Source organism: Enterobacter cloacae complex sp. P18RS (assembly GCF_014982105.1).
Taxonomy (GTDB): domain Bacteria; phylum Pseudomonadota; class Gammaproteobacteria; order Enterobacterales; family Enterobacteriaceae; genus Enterobacter; species Enterobacter hormaechei_C.
The window spans coordinates 170,849-189,066 of record NZ_JADCKV010000014.1 but is presented as its reverse complement, the minus strand read 5'-3'; the positions used below and the strand labels follow the sequence as shown (position 1 = coordinate 189,066).

The window sequence follows — 18,218 nt, the reverse complement described above, 5'->3', positions numbered from 1 at the left end:
ATCTTATTCATCACTTCCACAAATATTAATTATACGATTAATTAATTACAAGTGATGTCTTATGGAGTCCGACGTAATGACTCAACCTGCGAAAAAGGCGCCGTCGATTAAGCTGCTGTTCAGCGCACTCCTGCTGGTGATGCTGCTCTCGGCGCTGGATCAGACCATTGTCTCCACCGCGCTGCCGACCATCGTCGGTGAGCTGGGCGGGCTGGATAAGCTCTCGTGGGTGGTAACGGCCTATATCCTCAGTTCGACCATCGTGGTGCCGCTGTACGGCAAATTCGGCGATCTGTTTGGCCGAAAAATCGTTCTGCAAATCGCGATTGTGCTGTTTCTTGTAGGGTCCGCGCTGTGCGGTCTGGCGCAGAACATGACCCAGCTGGTGCTGATGCGCGCCCTGCAAGGGCTGGGGGGCGGCGGTCTGATGGTGATCAGCATGGCTGCCGTGGCGGACGTGATCCCGCCTGCCGATCGGGGTCGCTATCAGGGGTTGTTTGGCGGCGTGTTTGGCCTGGCGACGGTGATAGGGCCGCTGATCGGCGGGTTTATCGTTCAGCACGCATCCTGGCGCTGGATTTTCTACATCAACCTGCCGCTGGGGCTGTTTGCCCTGCTGGTGATTGGCGCGGTTTTCCACGGCAGCGCGCGGCGCAGCAAGCATGAGATTGACTACCTGGGGGCGATTTACCTCAGCATGGCGTTGCTGTGCATCATTCTGTTTACCACCGAGGGTGGGACTATCCGCCAATGGAGCGACCCGCAGCTGTGGTGTATTCTGGCCTTCGGCCTGACGGGGATCGCCGGGTTTATCTACGAAGAGCGGCTGGCGTGGGAGCCGATTATCCCGCTGTCGCTCTTCCGTGACCGCAGCTTCCTGCTCTGTAGTCTGATCGGTTTTATTATCGGCATGTCGCTGTTTGGCTCCGTCACTTTCCTGCCGCTCTATTTACAGGTGGTAAAAGACGCCACGCCGACGCAGGCCGGTTTGCAGCTGATCCCCCTGATGGGGGGGCTGTTGCTCACCTCCATTATCAGCGGGCGCATCATCAGCCGTACCGGGAAATATCGTCTGTTCCCGATCCTCGGCACGCTGCTCGGCGTGGTGGGGATGGTGTTACTGACGCGCATTTCAATCACCTCCCCAACCTGGCAGCTGTACCTGTTTACCGGCGTGCTGGGCATGGGGCTGGGACTGGTGATGCAGGTGCTGGTGCTGGCGGTGCAGAACAGCGTGTCAGCCGATCAATACGGCGTCGCGACGTCTGGGGTGACGCTGTTCCGTTCCATTGGCGGGGCGATTGGCGTTGCGCTGTTTGGCGCGGTGTTCACCCATATTCTGCAATCAGGCCTGATCGACAGGCTGCCGGAAGGGGCGGAACTGCCGCGCGAACTTAATCCCGTTGCCATACACCATCTGCCTGATGCCCTGCGTCTGGACTATCTGGATGCGTTCGGCTCGGCGATCCATGCGGTATTCATGCTGGCGGCGGGGATTATGGTGCTGGCGTTTGTGCTGTCGTGGTTTTTGCGCGAAGCGCCGCTGCGTCGGCAGGCGTGAGGGAAGCGGTTCTGCTTGCGCCTGGACTACCGTAGCCTGATGCCCATCGCCCGGTGGCGCTACGCTTACCGGGCCTACACTTCGCCCGTTACGTAGGCCGGGTAAGCGCAGCGCCACCCGGCAACAGGCCGCATATAACTTAACCGTCTTACTGATTCCTTTTCGTTTTTTAGCCTGCCGTCTCGTTGTCGATATAGTCTTCAAAACGTCTATCAAAAGGAACTGTCTCGTGAAACTTCGATTGGGTGCGCTTCTCCTGACTGGCCTGCTGCTCGCGGGCTGTGATCAGGGCGGCAATGATGCCAGACACATTAAAGTCGGCGTGATCAATGGCGCTGAGCAGGACGTGGCGGAAGTCGCCAAAAAGGTGGCAAAGGAGAAATACGGTCTGGATGTTGAGCTGGTGGGCTTTAGCGGCTCGCTGCTACCCAACGATGCCACCAACCAGGGCGAACTGGATGCCAACGTCTTCCAGCATCGCCCGTTCCTCGCAGAAGATAACAAGGCGCACAATTACAAGCTGGTCGCCGTGGCCAATACCTTCGTCTTCCCGATGGCGGGTTACTCCCGAAAGATTAAATCGGTCTCTGAGCTGAAGGACGGCGCAACCATTGCGATTCCAAACGATCCCACCAACCTTGGCCGCGCGCTGTTGCTGCTGCAAAAAGAGAAGCTGATTACCCTTAAACCGGATGTTGGCCTGCTGCCAACGGCGCTGGATATTACCGCGAACCCGAAAAACTTACAGATTATGGAGCTGGAAGGGGCGCAACTGCCGCGCGTGCTGGACGATCCGAAAGTGGATGTGGCCATCATCAGTACCACCTATCTCCAGCAAACGGGGCTTTCTCCGGTACACGACAGCGTCTTTATCGAAGACAAAAACTCACCCTACGTGAATATTGTGGTCACGCGTGAAGAGAACAAAGACGCCGAAAACGTGAAGGAATTTATCCAGTCCTATCAGTCGCCGGAAGTGGCGAAAGCGGCGGAGACCATTTTTAACGGTGGTGCGGTGCCGGGCTGGTAAGCCCCGGTAAAAAGGCCAGCGCTCCGCTGGCCGTCAAAGCGTTACGCGGGCATCGGTTCGGCTTTCGGGCCACAGAAAACCCTGACCAGACTGTGCGCCGGACGCGCGGGCGCGCGCCAGATCCCGCGAGTTTTCGATGCCTTCGATAAGAATCGATTGCGCGATACCTGCCCTGACCTGCTGCACAAACGGGGCAAGCGGCGCGCGCTCGCGCAGCGCTGAGCGGTCAATTTTTACCCCATCCAGCGGCAGCGCAAGCCGCGCGAACGCCTCCGCCAACTCCCGGGTTAAATCGTCCAGCCAGATTTGCCATCCCGCCTCTTTTAACCGAACAAGCGTGGCATGAAGACGACGTTGCTCATCCTCGCTCAGCCGTGTGATGGTGAGGGGATCCTGAATTTCAATCGTTAACCGCTGCTGATGGCGTAACGCCAGCAACAACCGGATAGCGCGTTCGTTGAGAAGGTGTTCTGCCGGAAGGTTTAGCCAGTAAGCGTCCCGGGCGGGTATCTGTAACAGGGTGTTGGCCTGCCAGAAGAAGATTTGCAGCGCGCTGCGCGAGGGCAGCGAGGCAAACAGCACCTCAAGATTGACGTTATGGATCTCCACGAGAACTTCATGCGCGAACACCTGGCCCGAATGAAGATCGACAAGCGGCTGGAATCGCAGCCCTGAGATACGTTGCAACAGGGGAGAGGGAAGAACGGTATACATGGAACAGCCTTCAGGAAATGAAAAAAGGTTCCCGCGGACACGGGAACAAAAGGCAAACGACACACGGTCAAATTCTTAATTCAGGATCCAGCGAATGCTCTGGTAAAACGAGGGGCCACGCACGGCCTTAAGCTTGTTCATGGCGTTGTTCTTATAAAAGTAAACCAGCCTGACGTTACACCCCAGCTGACGGGCTATTTGCTTGGTTTTGAGATTGCAGGAATAGCCGCGCAATACGCTGGCCTCCTCGCTGGACAGCCTCGCCGGGGTGCGTAAGCGGGTCGTCATGCCTACGTTGTAACGGCCAGACTCTTGCGGCGTCTGGCTCATCAGTATTTGCCACAGCGCTTTGATATCCCCCAGGGAGACTCTTTTGCTGATGACTCCATCAACATGTTTGAATTTCAAATAGCCGGCGGATAACGAATAGATATAGATCTTCGCTGTCACTTGTTTCTGTTTAATACAGAGAATGTCGTCATTCGTCGTCACCCGGAAATGACGCGTATTCAACGGATCATAAATGATGATATCAAAGAGTTGTTCACTCATAGCAAGTTCTTCGATATGGGTAAATCCATGGAAAATAACGTCGTGTTTTTCATCAGGCTCACGCTTTCCAAGCGATTGCAGGCCAATCATCGTGAATTCGCAGCTGTCAACAACGGCAACGTGAATTGTTTTTTTATTTTGCATTGGCATTCTCCTTTCGCTGAGTAAACAGTCCATATAAGAGAAAATGGCGGTTCGCACTCTCTTATTAAAAGAATAGCGAGCACTTTTTAAATAACGCGATGCGATGGCATCAATGTAAGCCAATACAAACCGTTGAGTAAAGCTGAAGCCAATTATTAGCGGAAGATAAAATTGAAAAATGGTTTTAATGGTATATGCAATTGTTTTAATCTTCTAATAATATTCATGCCAGATTTTTATTCTGTAAATGAGCGGATAATAAGCATCAGAAGGTTGATTAATGGGGTTAATCCACCGCCTTTTCAGTGATTTACTGCTGTTTCTGTAAGAAAAATTGTGATCGTGGCAGGGTTATCGACAGGGCTTTATCTGCGAGGGGAAACGGCGCGCAGAATAAAATAGAATTTTTTCTATAAATTTAATGTCCTTGTTCAGATTTTTAAGCCTGAGAAGGATAAAATCCTGGCGCGAAGAGGTTGTGAGTGGTGAGTACATAAACTATTATCATTTTCCTCCGGTCACGAGAATTTAGAAAAGACATGAATAATACTGAACGTATCGTAAGGGTAATGGTGTTTTACAAAATAAATATATTTAAAGAGATAATATTCCGGGCGCTCCAGGATCTTTTACCCGATTACGTACTGAACATTACTCAGGTCGATTCCACAGAACAGGCGCTGGCGGCGGTGGCGGATAATAACGTGGATGTTTTCTTCACTGAATTTAATTATCTGCTTAATCATAAAGAGTGGAGTGCGGAGGTCAGCAGCCGTTTTACATCTTTATGTAAAACCCATCACGTCAGGCGTGTTCTGTTGGTGCCCGAGCTGCCTTACGGGCTGTTAAAAAAAGTTCTGGAGATGAAATTTGAATTAACCATCAGTCAGCAGGATGAATTGACTGAACTGAAAAAGGAATTACCCGCGTTGCTCATGGCGGACGGGCAAAAACCGTCGATCTCTTCGTGGCTCAGGCGGGTAATGCGGTCCGGCTCCCGGGCGCGTTCCATCCTCTCGGCCAGAGAGTGGGAGGTGCTTCATCTTATCGTGGAAGGATTTTCAACGACGGAGATTGCCCGTCATCGAAACCGTTCGGTCAGTACCATTGCGACACAGAAACACAATGCAATGAAAAAGCTGAATCTTTCCAACCACAGCGAACTGATTAAGTATGTGCAAGCGGTTGGAAAGATGGAGGAATAGTTCACATCAGGGATAGATAATATTCAGCGTAGCCGATGTATTGATCTTACCCTGGCTCACCTGGGCGGGCGCCCACACGTAATAGTACGCCGCCATCGGAAGGGTGAAATGTTCGTCCAGCGCCGCGCCAGCCGCCACGCTGAAAATCATCGTGGCGTTGCCACGGCTGGTGGTTGAGGTAGAGAAGGTCACCGGCGTTTGCGGGGCGTCACGTTTTATCAGGCGGAGCCCCACGCCCTGCGCCGCGCTACTGCTGCTGTCGATCAGCACCGAGCTGTCGGTTGAGAGCAGCTGCGTGCTGGACAGAAACATCTCAATTGCCCGATCGGAATTGCCATTAACCCCGACGTTCTGACAGCTCATGTTCAGTGAAAAAGGCGTCAGCCCCGGCTGTGAGGATGCACTGAGCTGGGGAATGCCGAGCGTCGGCAGCGCCACGGTCAGCCCCGCATTATCAAAGGAACAGGTAGTCAGTTTCGGCGCGTATTTGATGATCATCGGTTGACCAAACATATCGCGGTTGTCGTAAGGCCACTTGAACCCGCTGAATAACCACTGCGCTATCTTGATGACCTGATTGATTGGCCAGGTGATGATTTCCCAGATGGATAACCCGCTCATGTCGCTGACGAACAGAACGTCGCTCATGTTCGCCGTATCCCCCGTCAGGGTGGTACCGCTCTGGTTAACGAGGGTGAAGCGAACCGTAAACGGTGTGTTCAGCTCAGACGCCGTATGGCTACCGCTGGCAGACAGGGTTTTATTGGCCGGGGGATTGGTGATCTCCGCCCGCACCATATACTTGTTATTGCTGAACCCGAGGATGGTCGCGTATTTGCTGTCGGTCGAGAGGATCGGCGTGTAAGAAAATTCACTGTTACCCGTCGTACAGTTGAACGAGCCGCTGTACTGGGTGCTGAAGCTGCCGGTCCATGTGGGCGTGGCCGGGCTCAGCTTATCCGATAAATCAATGGTAATCGGTGTGCCATAAACGATGCTGCTGCCGGAGCAGGTGGCATAGCTCATCCCGCTAATGCTGGTGAGGAGCAGGAACATGAATGATCGTAACATTTTGATAATCCGTAATTAATGGCAAACCGATGAGGGGCTGTTCAGCCCCCAGGCCGGGGAGGAGATTTCGCACTTTCCGCCGCGGAGATGCACGTTGAGCGCGCGTGGCGGCTGTTCAGCACGGATATACAGTACGCTGGCCTGGCCGACATACCCGACAGATTCACCGTGTTCATCCAGCACTTCAGTGCCAAAGGGCAGCGGTTTACCGTCGGTGCGCGTCGCATGAAGTACCCATGACTGGCGCTTATCGGTTTCGAAGCGGATATAACTCACCGCCCCGTCGTAAGGAGCCACGTTAGCCATATTGCCGATCACCTCCGCGCCAGCGCTGTTTTCCGTTTCGGTTAACGTAATGGCGTTTTTGCGATACGGGGTGGCGTAAGGCACCAGCGCCACGCCATCGCGGTTCGTCATAATGCTTTCATCGCCGTTCACCATCAGTCCCTCCGCCTTTGGCGCATCGACGATAGTCATGGTTGTGCCGGTTTCGTTTGAGGCGAGAACGTGCCACGGGTAGGCCACCAGGCTTCCGCGCCCGCTGAGCCCGGTCTGGCGGTAGTCGGAGGATTCGCTGTAAGAGCCACCGAGTGTCGCGAAGTTCGAACGGTACGCGGCGTTAACGCTTGCCGCATTTTTACCCCCACGCGCATTACTGCCGGAGAGGGTATAGCTCAGGCGGTTCGACGCCAGCGCGTTCCCGCTCATGCTGATATTGCTCTGTTCGTAATGCGAATCGCTGGCCGTCAGGCTGGAGGTGATCCACGCATTATTATCAAACAGCGAGAACGGCAGGCTGAGGGAGAGGTAAAGGCGCGTCTCTTCTTCGCTGTCCCTGTTCCGTACCCGGCTGGCCGACAGGGTATAGCTGGCGCGGCCGATGGCGTTGGAATAGCCCATCTGATACTCGCGCGTGGTTTGCTGTGAGTTCCAGTAATCGCGCTGTGTGCCGGAGACAAACACCGTGCCCCAGTTATTGAGCAGGCGCTGATTAAGGTTAAGCGTAAAGGTATTCTTGGGCTGCGCCGCGCGCAGGGCGTCCCAGGTGCTTAGCGACATGTCGGGCGCAACGCCAAACCGATCTTCATAGTCGTCGTACTGCGCTCTCAGGCGCTGATACCCTTCGCGCGAATAGAGCGCGTCGCTGAAGCTGTAATAGCCTTTAGTGGAATAGCGATAGGCCGCCAGGGTGAAGTTGGTGGCGGTGGTATCGATAAATTTGCTGTACGACACGCGATAACTCTGACCGCTGCTGGTGCGATCCTGTAGGGTGGTTTTGGCGTGGGTGACATCAAACGAGACCGCGCCAAAGGGAAGGTTCCACCCGGTACCGATAAGCCCGGCCTGGTAGTTATCGCTAATAATCGTCCCGGTATACCCGGTGATGAGGTTATTAAACCCGTAGCGCAGCGTGGCCTGCATGAATGCGGGTTCGGCATCGAGCGTGTTCTGATGCACTTTACCCGCCACTACGCTGTACTGGCTCACCCCTTCTTTTAGCATCCCGGGCACGGCGGAAAACGGCACCGTGAAGGACTGCTGTGAACCGTCCGCTTCACGCACCACCACCAGCAAATCGCCCGCGGAGCCGGTAGGCTGAATGCTGTCGAGGGTAAACTGGCCCGGCGGCACGTTCTCCTGATAGATCACGTTGCCATTCTGGATAACTTTCACCAGGGCGTTCGTCCTTGCCACGCCGTGAACCACCGGTGAAAAACCCTGCTGTGAATTTGGGCGCATCTTCATATCCGACGCCAGCGACACGCCGCGCACGCGCAGGGAATCAAACAGATCGCCAGGAATATAAAAGTCACCCAGCGTCAGGTTGGATTTCAGCGAGGCCAGGGGACGGCGCAGGTAGCGGGTATTATTCTGCCAGCTACTCTCTCCGCTGGCGGTTTTCCGCCAGGCGCTGCTGTCGCGAAACTGCCAGCCGAACAGGTTGGCGCCGGAATCCAGCCCGGCATAAAAATCATCATTTGTGTCTTTCGCAGTGCCTTTCGCGCGGGTGTTGTACCAGGTCGTGTTCCACGAGAGCATCAGCGCCGGGATCCCCTCGTCCCAGAACTGGGGGGCAATGTAACCTTCTTCAGTACGCTGCACGGCCGCCTGCGGAACGGTAAGCGCCAGACTCAGGGTGCTGGTATCGGTTTTGACTTCACCGCCCTGAACCAGATCGCGCAGCTGGACCTGCCCGTGCGCAATGGCGGGCGCAGGCACGGACGTGGTGTTGATGCCCAGCGACCGGGCATCTTTCCAGGCAAGGCGGATGTCGTCACGCTGCTCGCCGTAGATGACGGTATAACGTCCCTTCCAGCTGCCGTTTACGTAGATATCCATCTCCTGACTGCCGGCAGGCATGGCGTTGTTTTCGGAAAAGCGAGACAGATCGGACTCACCGGATGCGCCAGCAAGCAGGGAGGGATCAAACGAGACGGCCCCTGATTTATGCGAAAGCAGAAGCGTGCAGACTGCCAGCAGACAGAGTCTGTTTTGTTTCATTTTCATGGTGAGTCTTTCCGATCACTGACTGGTGAAAGTCCGGGTTTTATACGCGCCAAGATCGTCCACATACATCAGCTGGAAGGTCTGTCCGCGCTTAACCGTATTTTTGGCGGCGACCGTCAGCTGCCCAAACGGGGAAACCATCGGGGACTCCTGGAGCAATTTCGTTTTACCCAGCGAAATATTGGCGACCGTAATATGGAACGGACTGTTATTTGTAATGCGAAAGCGATCGCCGTCGGCGGCGAGCGTCAGTTTCGCCACCGCGTCATCCAGCGTGCCTTTTAGCGCAGCGGGCCGATAAAAAAGTTTGATACGGGATTTAATCGCCAGCTGAACGGTATTCTGGTTTTGCAGATTTTCAGGTCTGGGCGGAATGTCGAGGACATTCAGGAAAAAGACGGATTCGCGATCCGCAGGCAAGCTGGACGGTAGCTTTTTAATACGAAGCTGTTGACCATTATGTTCGTTAACCTTTATCACCGGCGGCGACAACAGAAACGGCACATTGGCTGTTTCCGGCGTGGAATTAATATCACCGTCATCTATCCAGGATTGTACCAGAGCCGGCGCATCGCCCGTATTCATTAACTGGACGATCACCTCTTTGTTATTTTCAGGATAAAGGACACGGGTGCCATTAATGACAATATTGGCCCATGAGTGACCCGTGCTTAGCAGTAAGCCTGCCAGCAAAATTGCCTTGCGCATGATTGCAACCTTAAATACAGGCTCTGCGAAAACAGAGCCTGAATAATCACTATTACAGGTAGGAAATGGTATACGTTACGTTGGAGCTTAACTCGCCCACGGTGGCGGCAGCGGCGTTTGTTTTATAGTAATAAACGTCCAGCGTCAGCGTTTCGGAATCTGGCGCGGTCGCTGTACCCATAATATTTGTCGTGTAAGGCTGGTTCAGGGTAATAGGCGTAGACGAACCTGGCTCCACTAACGCAAAGCCGACATTACGTGCCACGCTGGCATCGCTTTCGTTCACGCTGTTATTCAGCAGGTATTTACCGTCAGTGGAAATATTATCCGCGCTGGAGAAATAAACTTTCAGAGGGGTACCGGTCGTTCCGGCTGCTGGTGAGCAACCAGAGAATGTCAGCGCAATAGATTTTTTATTTCGGGTGATCAGGCCAACCGTGGTGCCCGCATCTTTTACCGAAATAGGGGAAAGCGCAACGGTAAAGTCCGCGCTTTTACCGCCGTTAATGGTACAGGTTGTATCGGTAATAGCGCCGGTAAAGTTAATGATACCACCCGCCGAATTGTCTGCGGCCACTGCGCTGGTAGAGGCAATAGCGGCGGCCAGCAGTGATACGGTCATGATCGATTTGAACATGATAAACTCCATGAAGATTTGTGTTATTTAAAATGAATGTTAATCGGCTACACATGTCCCTGATGTACCGGCTAGACGCATGGCGACTCGGGAGAATGCTTTGACGATATTATGTTGCACTAAAAAAGTATATAACAAAACATTATTCCAATAACTTCTAAAGTTTAAGATTATAATCTTGTCAGTATGTTTTTTTTAATGTTTTAACCTAAATACGTTGGTTCGAAGATTTTTATTAATGCTTTAATAATCGTTAATTAATGAAGCTTTATGAATTCATCTCTCAATTAATATCACGCGACTTGACCACACAAACTTTAGACTTATTATTGCCTGGCAAATGCACAAAAATTTAACAATGGCGTAATAATAATATGAAGTATCTCATTGATCTTACAATGCTTTATGAAGTCGACACCGGTATGATCATGATTAATGGAGAGGAAGAGTCATCCATTAAGTTATCTAACCAGGCGGGTCGTCTGCTTTATGAACTTATCATCAATAATGGTAAAACACTCGACAGAGACGACCTGATAAAGAAGGTCTGGGAGGATCATGGTTTCTCTGGTTCTTCGGTGAGTCTAAATGTTGCCATAAGTGAAATCAGAAAAGCATTTCGTACATTAGGCTGCGACCCTTTACTGATAAAAACGATACGTGGCAAGGGATTTAGCCTTGCCGCGCATATTGAACACCACACGGTCAGGCCGCCGGTTATTTCAACGCTTAGCGAAGAATCTGCTTCTGAAGCATTCGATACGCTAGCGCATAAGAAAGATGCCGATCCGCCTAAACAAATAATATCGCTGCACAGACTCTTTATTTCTCTCTGCACGTTATTATTGATTATTGTTACCGGCACCGCTGTTTTACTGTTGCACCAGCGGGATTCCTATGCCGAGAGCCTGAAAGATTCTGATATGCATCTGCTCGGTAAAGTGGACAGGTGTACGATATACCTGATCGATAAGAATATGTATCAGCCGCGACAGCACTACTTTAATCACGTAAAAGAGGTCATCGCCAGTCAACATATCGACTGTCAACATCAGGTTGCAGATGCTTACTATTCCAGGTTTAAAAAGTCGCAGATAGAAAATTATTTCCTGGCCATCTGTTATCAGCAGGACAGTATCGACGATTATAAGAACTGCATTTCTTACAGAAGCCTGACCGGGAGTTAAAATATGTCAAGGACTAAAATGAGTGTACTGTTCAGTATCGTACTGGCGCTGTCTGTCATCGCGTTGTTATGGGTCTATTTTACCAGAACGCAGGATGAGGGGTTTGGCTGCCAGTCAGATACCATTTCCTGGAAAACCTATTCCACGGGTGAGTCAACCGATATGTCGCTAACCACGCTTTTCCTGTTTAACAACAAAGATGTTGTGACGGTTATTCATAAAGGCGTACTCAAGAAAGAGGGCAAAAGCTACCTGATTGACAGAAATTACACGCTCAGCGTGGAAAAAGTCGACGGCAGCAATATCTTTTATATTAAGGATAAAAAGCTGAATAAATCTGAAGATGATGCGGCGCCGGATGGCGTTGTAAACGAAATGTTACTTGATAATATCAACTTCTTCTATATTACCAGCGTAAAAAAACATGCGTGGTTAATTAAGGGGCTGGTGTTGCCTGTAATGATGTGTGTGGCTGTCCCGACGTCCTGATATTTCTCTTTATTGAAAAATCGATATTTATCTATTGCTCGGGAAATTGAGTAATTTACTCAATACGTAACAATAAGATACGAGAAATTTATTTATATTTTTATTGTTACTCTCCGTCGAGTGAATTTTTCTGTATTGCCTCGTTATTTTGCGGCTGTCTATACTCCGCCTCGAAAAAGGGGCTCCCCTTTTTATACACGTGGATTCTTTTTTGAAGGACTAAATAAATGAACAAACTGAACGCTATCGTTCTGGGCTCCCTGCTGTCTGTTTCTGCCCTGAGCGCAGTTAATGCAGCTGAAACCACGGCTTCTGCCACCTGGCAGGCAACCGCGACCAAAGACAGCGAATCCGATCTGGTTGTTACGCCAACGCGTGCTTTGAACTTCGTTTACAGCGCCAATACCAAATCTTTCAACACCGATACCGGTCTGTTTGATGTGGCTATCCGTGGCGATCACTCTACGGCGACCAGCTTCAAACTCGAAGCTATCCTCGACGATTCAAACAACACGCTGTTCAGCGTGGGTGGTGAAGCGACCAAGCTGAAAGTGGGTGCGCGTTGGGGCGGTAACGACCTGGGCTCTATCGGTGGCACCGTGGGGGCGAAATCGACCGCATGGACCACGCTGGTTGATTCTTCTTCTAACACCGGCGTCTCTTCTGGCCTGTGGAACCTGACCACCAGCGCAGGCGCGGCGGCAGATACCGAAATTACCGGCCAGGACAAATTCGTCTTCTACGTTGACTCCGCTCAGGACAACGCGGGTACTGCGAAAGAGTTCAAAGACCTGACCAACAGCCTGTGGGAAGGGACCGTGTCTGTTGCGTTCCGCGCAACCTGGGGCTAAGGCCTGATCGATCCAGGGGCGCAAGCCCCTGTTTAGGGAAATAGCATGTTTAACCTCAAATCCACCTTCTTATTTTTATTATTTATCTCTTCCTCCGCGCTGGCCATTAATGTGGGAAAAGTCACCACCATTATTTCTGCGGATGCTGACTCCACCGCCAAGGAAATAAAAAACGAAGCAGACAGCGTGCGTATTGTTTCTGTTCGCGCACAGCGGATCAGCAGCCCAATGGATGAAGGGATCGTCATTAATCCGGAGAAAGTGGACGAACTGTTGCTGACGCCCACGCGCATGGTAATGCCCGCCGGTACCAGCAATATCGTCAAATTTTACTATCACGGGAACGCCGATAACAAAGAGCGTTACTACCGCATTACCTTCACGGATGAAGGGGTAAGCGAAGAGGTGGACAGCGGTTCGCCAAAAAACGGCACCGGGATGACGCGTGCGGTGGTGAGCACCATTCTGGTGGTTCAGCCCCGGGATAAGAAGATTGATTTCGTCTATGTGGCGGGAAAAATAACCAATAAAGGGAACACCTCGTTTCGCGTCAATGCGACCGGGACCTGCCTGAAGCCGAATCCGGAATCCCCCGGCACGCCGTGTAGCAAAAACTTCTACCTGATGCCAGAGACCTCGCGCGCTATCGAGGATATCAACGTTACGGATAACCATTTTCATCTCGGAATATGGGACCTGAAACAGTTCATTCCTGTTAAGTAAGGATGCATGGTGAAAAATAAATTAGTGTTGCCGGTGATGATGGCTTGCGCATCCGGCACGCTGCCCGCGCTTGCGCATGCAGCCTCAAGCTCCGTGGTTATCGCTAATTACCGTTTTCCCGACTCGCTTTATGCACTGCTGGAGCAGGGGATCAAAATTCCCGTCTATCTGGTGAATACGCGTCCACACTCAGCACAACAAGGGAACCACGAAGGCACGGCGAGCGAATATGTTCGTATCGGTGACGTGACGCTCTTTGCAAAAGATCTGAAGCTGGGGCTGAGGGATGTTCAGGTCCAGGAGTCTGATAACGGCATTCGTCTGTCAAAAGAGATGCGGGCGTTACTGCAAAGCATTAACGATAAGCAGTTTGATGACCAGATGCGTATTCCGGTTAGCGCGGGTTCGGCGTTCGAACTGGATCAGAAAAAAATGCGCCTGTTGCTGAATCTGTCGCAGAGCGACTACGGGGTGAATATTCGCCCGCGTGAGGTGGACATTGATGCGCCGGAGTCTGACGACCTGAGCGGCACGTTCTCCTACAACCTCGGAGCGTATCACACCGAGAGCGGCTACGGTGACAGCTGGTCGTCGGGCTATCTGAACGCGAGAAACTGGATCTCAATGGGCGTCGATCATGTCCTGATCGACGGCTCTGGCTACGTCAACGAGAACAGCAGCGATACCCAGATGAACGCGGTTATGTGGGAGCGCGACTATCAGGGGATGCGCTACGCCGCGGGCATGCTGAACGGCTGGGCGATGCAGTCTCTGGCGAGCGTCAGCGGGATTTCCGGCGGTGAAGTCTACGGCGTTTCCATGGGCAACCAGGCCAACTCCCGCAAGCGCGATAACACGCTCTCTCTGACGCCGGTGGTGGTCTATTTTCCCACGGCGGGCGAGGCCCGTATTCGTCGTGACGGGCAGCTTATCGGCATTCAGCGCTTTGACGTCGGCAACCATGAAATTGACACCAGCAGCCTGCCCTACGGGATCTACAGCGTCGAAGTTGAAGTGGTGAGCGGAAGCCGCACCGTGTCGCGCAGCATGTACACCGTAAATAAACCGTTCTCCAGCAACGTGTCGGAAACGCTGCGCTGGCAGATGTGGGGCGGGATGTATAGCCGCGATAAATCCGTCGTCAATTATAAAAAATACGCGAAACGCAAAAACGAGCAGGATAACACCTACTACTACGATTACGACACCAAACATAAAGACACCATGTCGCTGGTGGGAGCCTCGTTCAGCAAGCGCAGCGGGATGGTCGACTGGAACGCCTCTACCTACATGATGCGGGAACACATCGTCAGCGAGCTGTGGGCCTCCCTGAACCTGACGGGCTATTTCTCGGTGAATACCCAGACCATGGCCGCCTCCGACGGAACGTATCGCGCCAACTATGGGGCGAATCTCAGCCTGCCGTGGCAGATCGGCTCGGTGTGGTACTCCCATGAACAGCTCTCCAGCGGCAAGTTCCTGGATATCTATGAGAGCAAGGGCAACACCTGGGGCGCTTCCTTTAGCCTGCCGTCATTCGGCCTGCCCTCGGCAGGCAACCTGAGCCTGATGCGTCAGGAAGACGACCTCTATCGCTATAAACGCTATCAGCTGGATTACTCCCAGGGGTTATACGCCGGTCGCTACGGCACGGCGCGCCTGCGGGTGGGGATGTCGCGCAACAAATACGACGGGTATTACGAAGAGAAAGATCGTTACGTAATGCTCGATTTCGCCATACCGCTCGGCAATACCGTGTCGGTTGGCGTTTCCCACAATCGCGATACCGGCACGGCGTTGAACGTCAGCGCCAGCCGCCAGTTTGAGGGCGATTACCTGAAATCGGCTACCGCCAACGTCTCGAAAGCCTTTAACAGCCGCCAGGATCGCAGCGTAAGCGGCGGCGGCAGCGTGAACTTCGACACGCCGTGGAACAGCAACATCCTCAGCGTCCAGAGCGGCATGAGTAAAGGCTGGAACTCCACGCTGACCAGTGACGGCAGCGTGGGCTGGTCCAAAGAGGCCATCGCCGCCGGGAAAGGCACCGAAAGCGCAGGGGTGATTGTCAGTACCGGTCTCAAATCTGATGAAGCGCTGACCCTGAAGCTTAACGGCCGGGCAGAACGCATCAAAGGGGATAAGACCTGGCTGTCGCTGCCGGCATACCAGGCTTATGACCTGGAAGTGATGAACAGTGAAACCGGTACGGAAAGCTATGAGATTGGCGCGAATGCGCGTCGCCATATCACGGTTTATCCGGGTAATACCGTGGTGATGAAGCCGCAGGTGAAGAAAATCGTCACCCTGTTTGGTCGTCTTGTGGATGCAAACGGGGCCCCGGTTGGCGCCATGCAGATCAAAAACCACGTCGGGCTGACCCGGACGGAAAACGACGGACGCTTCGTGATCGACGTTGATAAGAACAACCCTGTCCTGAGTATCGCCACGCCGGACGACAGCGTCTGCGAAGTGCGCCTGGACATCGAGTCTAACCGCGGTGCGCTGTGGCTCGGGGACATCTCCTGCGACAAAGGCGATTTTGTCTGGCAGGAAGCAAAAGGAACGCAGGAACGTGACGATGAAAAAGATATTCGCTCTTAATTTACTGCTGATGAGCGCGGCGGCCCAGGCGCAGGAGCTGCCCTATTTAGCCATTAATAACCCGGACAATAACGGTACGGGAAACAGCGCGGGGCTGTTTAGTCTGAACAGCACGTCGACCGCGTTTTTACACGGTTCGCGCGAGTGGCCGACCCTGAGTGCGAAAACGAATAACGGTATTGCCACTTACATCCCGGACAACAGCTACAGCGGTCCGGCAGGCAGCGCGCTGACCATCGACTTTTCGGTGACCGGTTCCAGCGCCTCTCCGTTCTTCAAAGGGACGGCGTGTTCCTCGTCCTGCGGCAACACGGGGTACACCCCGACGACCAGCTATACCGACACGTCGATGGTGGTTAAGCCGCCGGTGATGGAGCCCGGCACGTCATACGGGCGCTGGGTACTGGGCGATCCGTTCTTTAACTATCTGCTCAACGCCGCGCCAGGGGATGAAGTGACCATCACCTCCACGCCGCAAATCAGCTCTATCAACAAAGTGACCACCACCAATACGCTTCACAAGGTGGGCACGCTGACCATGACCAACGCCAGAGCGCTTAACCTGGGGATTGACCCGATCAGCGGTGAGGTGACGATTGTCGATGGATCAACGGGGGCCACCTGCACCAAATACACCCGCAACACGGTCTCTGGCGTCCTGTGCGACCTGCTCGAATACACGTTTGTTGGGGAGGATATCTCCGGTTACAACGGGGGGCTGGCGCTCACCTCTTCCCGCGTCAACAGCGTGCTGCAATCGCACATGAGCGGCGGCACCGGGCTTGCCGCCGAGCTGACCTTCGATGAAAACACCTGGTACAGTATCTCCGGCGGTATCCTGAGCGATACGCGTGTCCTGGCGAACACCTTCCTTGCAGCGCCGCAGAAAAACGGCGGCAAAGCGTCCCTTAAAATCTTTTTGCCGAAAGCGTTAATTCTGAGCGTGGCGCAGGCGGGGGACGGCAGCAACATTGGCAATATCGTCAGCCTGTGTCTGACGCCCGGCAACAGCTCGCTGGCGGCGGATTTCTGCTTCCAGCCGGGGGGCGGCCTGGTGATTAACCCTATCGAGCCCGGGCTGGAGATTGTGCCAGACAACCCGGATTACACCCTCGATCCTGACGGTCTGGGCGGCTCCGGGAAAGGTATTATCGGCGAAGCGCCCATTGAGATCCCCTACACCATCACCTACAGCGGGGCGCAAAAAGATGCGGCGATTGCGGTCACGGTAAAAGTCACCGGGCCTACCCAAAGCCTGAATGGGGTGGACTACTGCGCCTTTAGCGGCAACGGCTTCACGGTTCCCATTCCGGGCAACGTGCTGGTGGGGAAAAGCCAGACGCTGATGGCGCACAACTGTAAAGGCGAAGTACTGTCGATCCCGGCACCGGCCACCCATGCGGAAGAGTGGGACAAAATGAGTTCCGGCGTGACCGATATGTGGCTCTGGAAAACACCGCTGGTCCTCCAGTTCGTTATGGATAATCCGGTATCGAAAACCACCTATGACGGAAATAGCTGGTTTGGCGAAGTGACCGCGCAGGGAAGAATAGATGTTAGCGCATCCTGGAATTAATCAACCATGACTGGAAAATTCCTGGCTATTTTTGCAATAAATTGCTTCATTTCCACAGGGGCAAATGCTTTAATTATCGAAAGTCTGAATATTGATTTTCTTCCCGAAAGAGAAGTTGTTTTTCAGCCGATAAAAAACGATACCAGCGAGCGTCAGAATTATACCGTTTCGCTTATTCAGGTAGACGTTCCTAAAGAGAAGGGAAAAGAAACCGAAATAAAAGATGGCGAAGTCATGTATTCGCCTAAGCAATTAACGCTGGGGAGCGGTGAACGCGCGGGTTTTAAATTTTATTATACCGGCCCGCATGACAACAAAGAGCGATACTATCGCGTAAAATTCACCGAGACGCCGCTCCAGGCAAAGGTTATCACGCGCAAAGGCCAGCGCATCCAGTCGGATGTGGTGGTCTCGCTTGAGGCTATTTTGATTGTCCGTCCATGGACACGACATTTTGATTATGCGTTTAGCAACGGGGTGGTGAGTAATACCGGGAATACCTATTTTAAATATGTTTCCTCGGTCGGGTGCAGTACGCAATACAACAATTCAAAATATATTCCGCCGGGGCAACGGCTGGAAATAGATAATGCCGGGCAGGCTGCAAGGCGGATGATTATTTATGGCAATAAAATCATTCCGCTTACCACCTGCCCGTAGC

At 53.0% G+C, this 18,218-nt stretch carries 16 protein-coding genes; 10 read left to right on the top strand and 6 right to left on the bottom strand.

Annotated features, from left to right (window positions below; translation table 11 throughout):
- Positions 1-61 precede the first annotated feature (61 nt).
- Positions 62-1,561: an MDR family MFS transporter gene (locus INF61_RS11365; RefSeq protein WP_015570095.1), complete on the top strand. Its 1,500-nt coding sequence runs from the start codon at positions 62-64 to the stop codon at positions 1,559-1,561.
- Positions 1,562-1,790: 229 nt separating this feature from the next.
- Complete coding sequence (nlpA, locus tag INF61_RS11360) at positions 1,791-2,591, top strand: lipoprotein NlpA (protein ID WP_020480549.1); 801 nt, start codon at positions 1,791-1,793, stop codon at positions 2,589-2,591.
- A gap of 33 nt (positions 2,592-2,624) precedes the next feature.
- Here nlpA and INF61_RS11355 read toward each other — a convergent pair whose 3' ends face one another.
- Positions 2,625-3,305 (bottom strand): EAL domain-containing protein, encoded by a 681-nt coding sequence (locus tag INF61_RS11355; RefSeq protein ID WP_048973070.1) that lies wholly within the window; start codon positions 3,303-3,305, stop codon positions 2,625-2,627.
- Between the two features lie 75 nt (positions 3,306-3,380).
- Positions 3,381-4,001 carry a LuxR C-terminal-related transcriptional regulator gene (locus INF61_RS11350; RefSeq protein WP_015570093.1) on the bottom strand — a complete coding sequence of 207 codons (621 nt, stop codon included), beginning with the start codon at positions 3,999-4,001 and terminating at the stop codon, positions 3,381-3,383.
- A 569-nt stretch (positions 4,002-4,570) separates the two neighbouring features.
- Between INF61_RS11350 and INF61_RS11345 the strand changes: the two genes are divergently transcribed.
- Complete coding sequence (locus INF61_RS11345; RefSeq protein WP_015570092.1) at positions 4,571-5,206, top strand: LuxR C-terminal-related transcriptional regulator; 636 nt, start codon at positions 4,571-4,573, stop codon at positions 5,204-5,206.
- A 6-nt stretch (positions 5,207-5,212) separates the two neighbouring features.
- On the opposite strand, the gene INF61_RS11340 is transcribed toward INF61_RS11345, so the two are convergent.
- The 4 genes from INF61_RS11340 to INF61_RS11325 are packed head-to-tail and all read right to left on the bottom strand — an operon-like array spanning position 5,213 to position 10,130.
- A complete protein-coding gene (locus INF61_RS11340) occupies positions 5,213-6,277 on the bottom strand; it encodes a fimbrial protein (protein WP_032668888.1) in 1,065 nt (354 codons plus the stop codon).
- A 15-nt stretch (positions 6,278-6,292) separates the two neighbouring features.
- Entirely contained in the window at positions 6,293-8,785 is a 2,493-nt protein-coding gene (locus INF61_RS11335) for a fimbria/pilus outer membrane usher protein (protein WP_063136751.1), read from the bottom strand.
- Positions 8,786-8,800: 15 nt separating this feature from the next.
- Complete coding sequence (locus tag INF61_RS11330) at positions 8,801-9,493, bottom strand: molecular chaperone (protein WP_015570089.1); 693 nt, start codon at positions 9,491-9,493, stop codon at positions 8,801-8,803.
- A gap of 52 nt (positions 9,494-9,545) precedes the next feature.
- Positions 9,546-10,130, bottom strand: a complete 585-nt coding sequence (locus tag INF61_RS11325; protein ID WP_017383657.1) for a fimbrial protein — start codon at positions 10,128-10,130, stop codon at positions 9,546-9,548.
- 374 nt (positions 10,131-10,504) lie between these two features.
- Between INF61_RS11325 and INF61_RS11320 the strand changes: the two genes are divergently transcribed.
- From INF61_RS11320 to INF61_RS11290, 7 genes are all read left to right on the top strand, one after another.
- Entirely contained in the window at positions 10,505-11,317 is an 813-nt protein-coding gene (locus tag INF61_RS11320; RefSeq protein WP_015570087.1) for a winged helix-turn-helix domain-containing protein, read from the top strand.
- Between the two features lie 18 nt (positions 11,318-11,335).
- On the top strand, positions 11,336-11,806 hold the full coding sequence (locus INF61_RS11315) for a hypothetical protein (RefSeq protein ID WP_017383656.1): 471 nt from the start codon (positions 11,336-11,338) through the stop codon (positions 11,804-11,806).
- Between the two features lie 227 nt (positions 11,807-12,033).
- Positions 12,034-12,657: a common pilus major fimbrillin subunit EcpA gene (locus INF61_RS11310; protein ID WP_003860995.1), complete on the top strand. Its 624-nt coding sequence runs from the start codon at positions 12,034-12,036 to the stop codon at positions 12,655-12,657.
- A 45-nt stretch (positions 12,658-12,702) separates the two neighbouring features.
- A complete protein-coding gene (locus INF61_RS11305; protein ID WP_015570085.1) occupies positions 12,703-13,380 on the top strand; it encodes a pilus assembly protein in 678 nt (225 codons plus the stop codon).
- 6 nt (positions 13,381-13,386) lie between these two features.
- Positions 13,387-15,981, top strand: coding sequence for a CS1-pili formation C-terminal domain-containing protein (locus INF61_RS11300; protein ID WP_040117024.1), 2,595 nt, complete (start codon positions 13,387-13,389; stop codon positions 15,979-15,981).
- Entirely contained in the window at positions 15,959-17,557 is a 1,599-nt protein-coding gene (locus INF61_RS11295) for a hypothetical protein (RefSeq protein ID WP_015570083.1), read from the top strand. Before INF61_RS11300 ends, INF61_RS11295 begins: the two co-directional genes overlap by 23 nt.
- A gap of 6 nt (positions 17,558-17,563) precedes the next feature.
- A complete protein-coding gene (locus INF61_RS11290) occupies positions 17,564-18,217 on the top strand; it encodes a hypothetical protein (protein WP_006812468.1) in 654 nt (217 codons plus the stop codon).
- Position 18,218 lies beyond the last annotated feature (1 nt).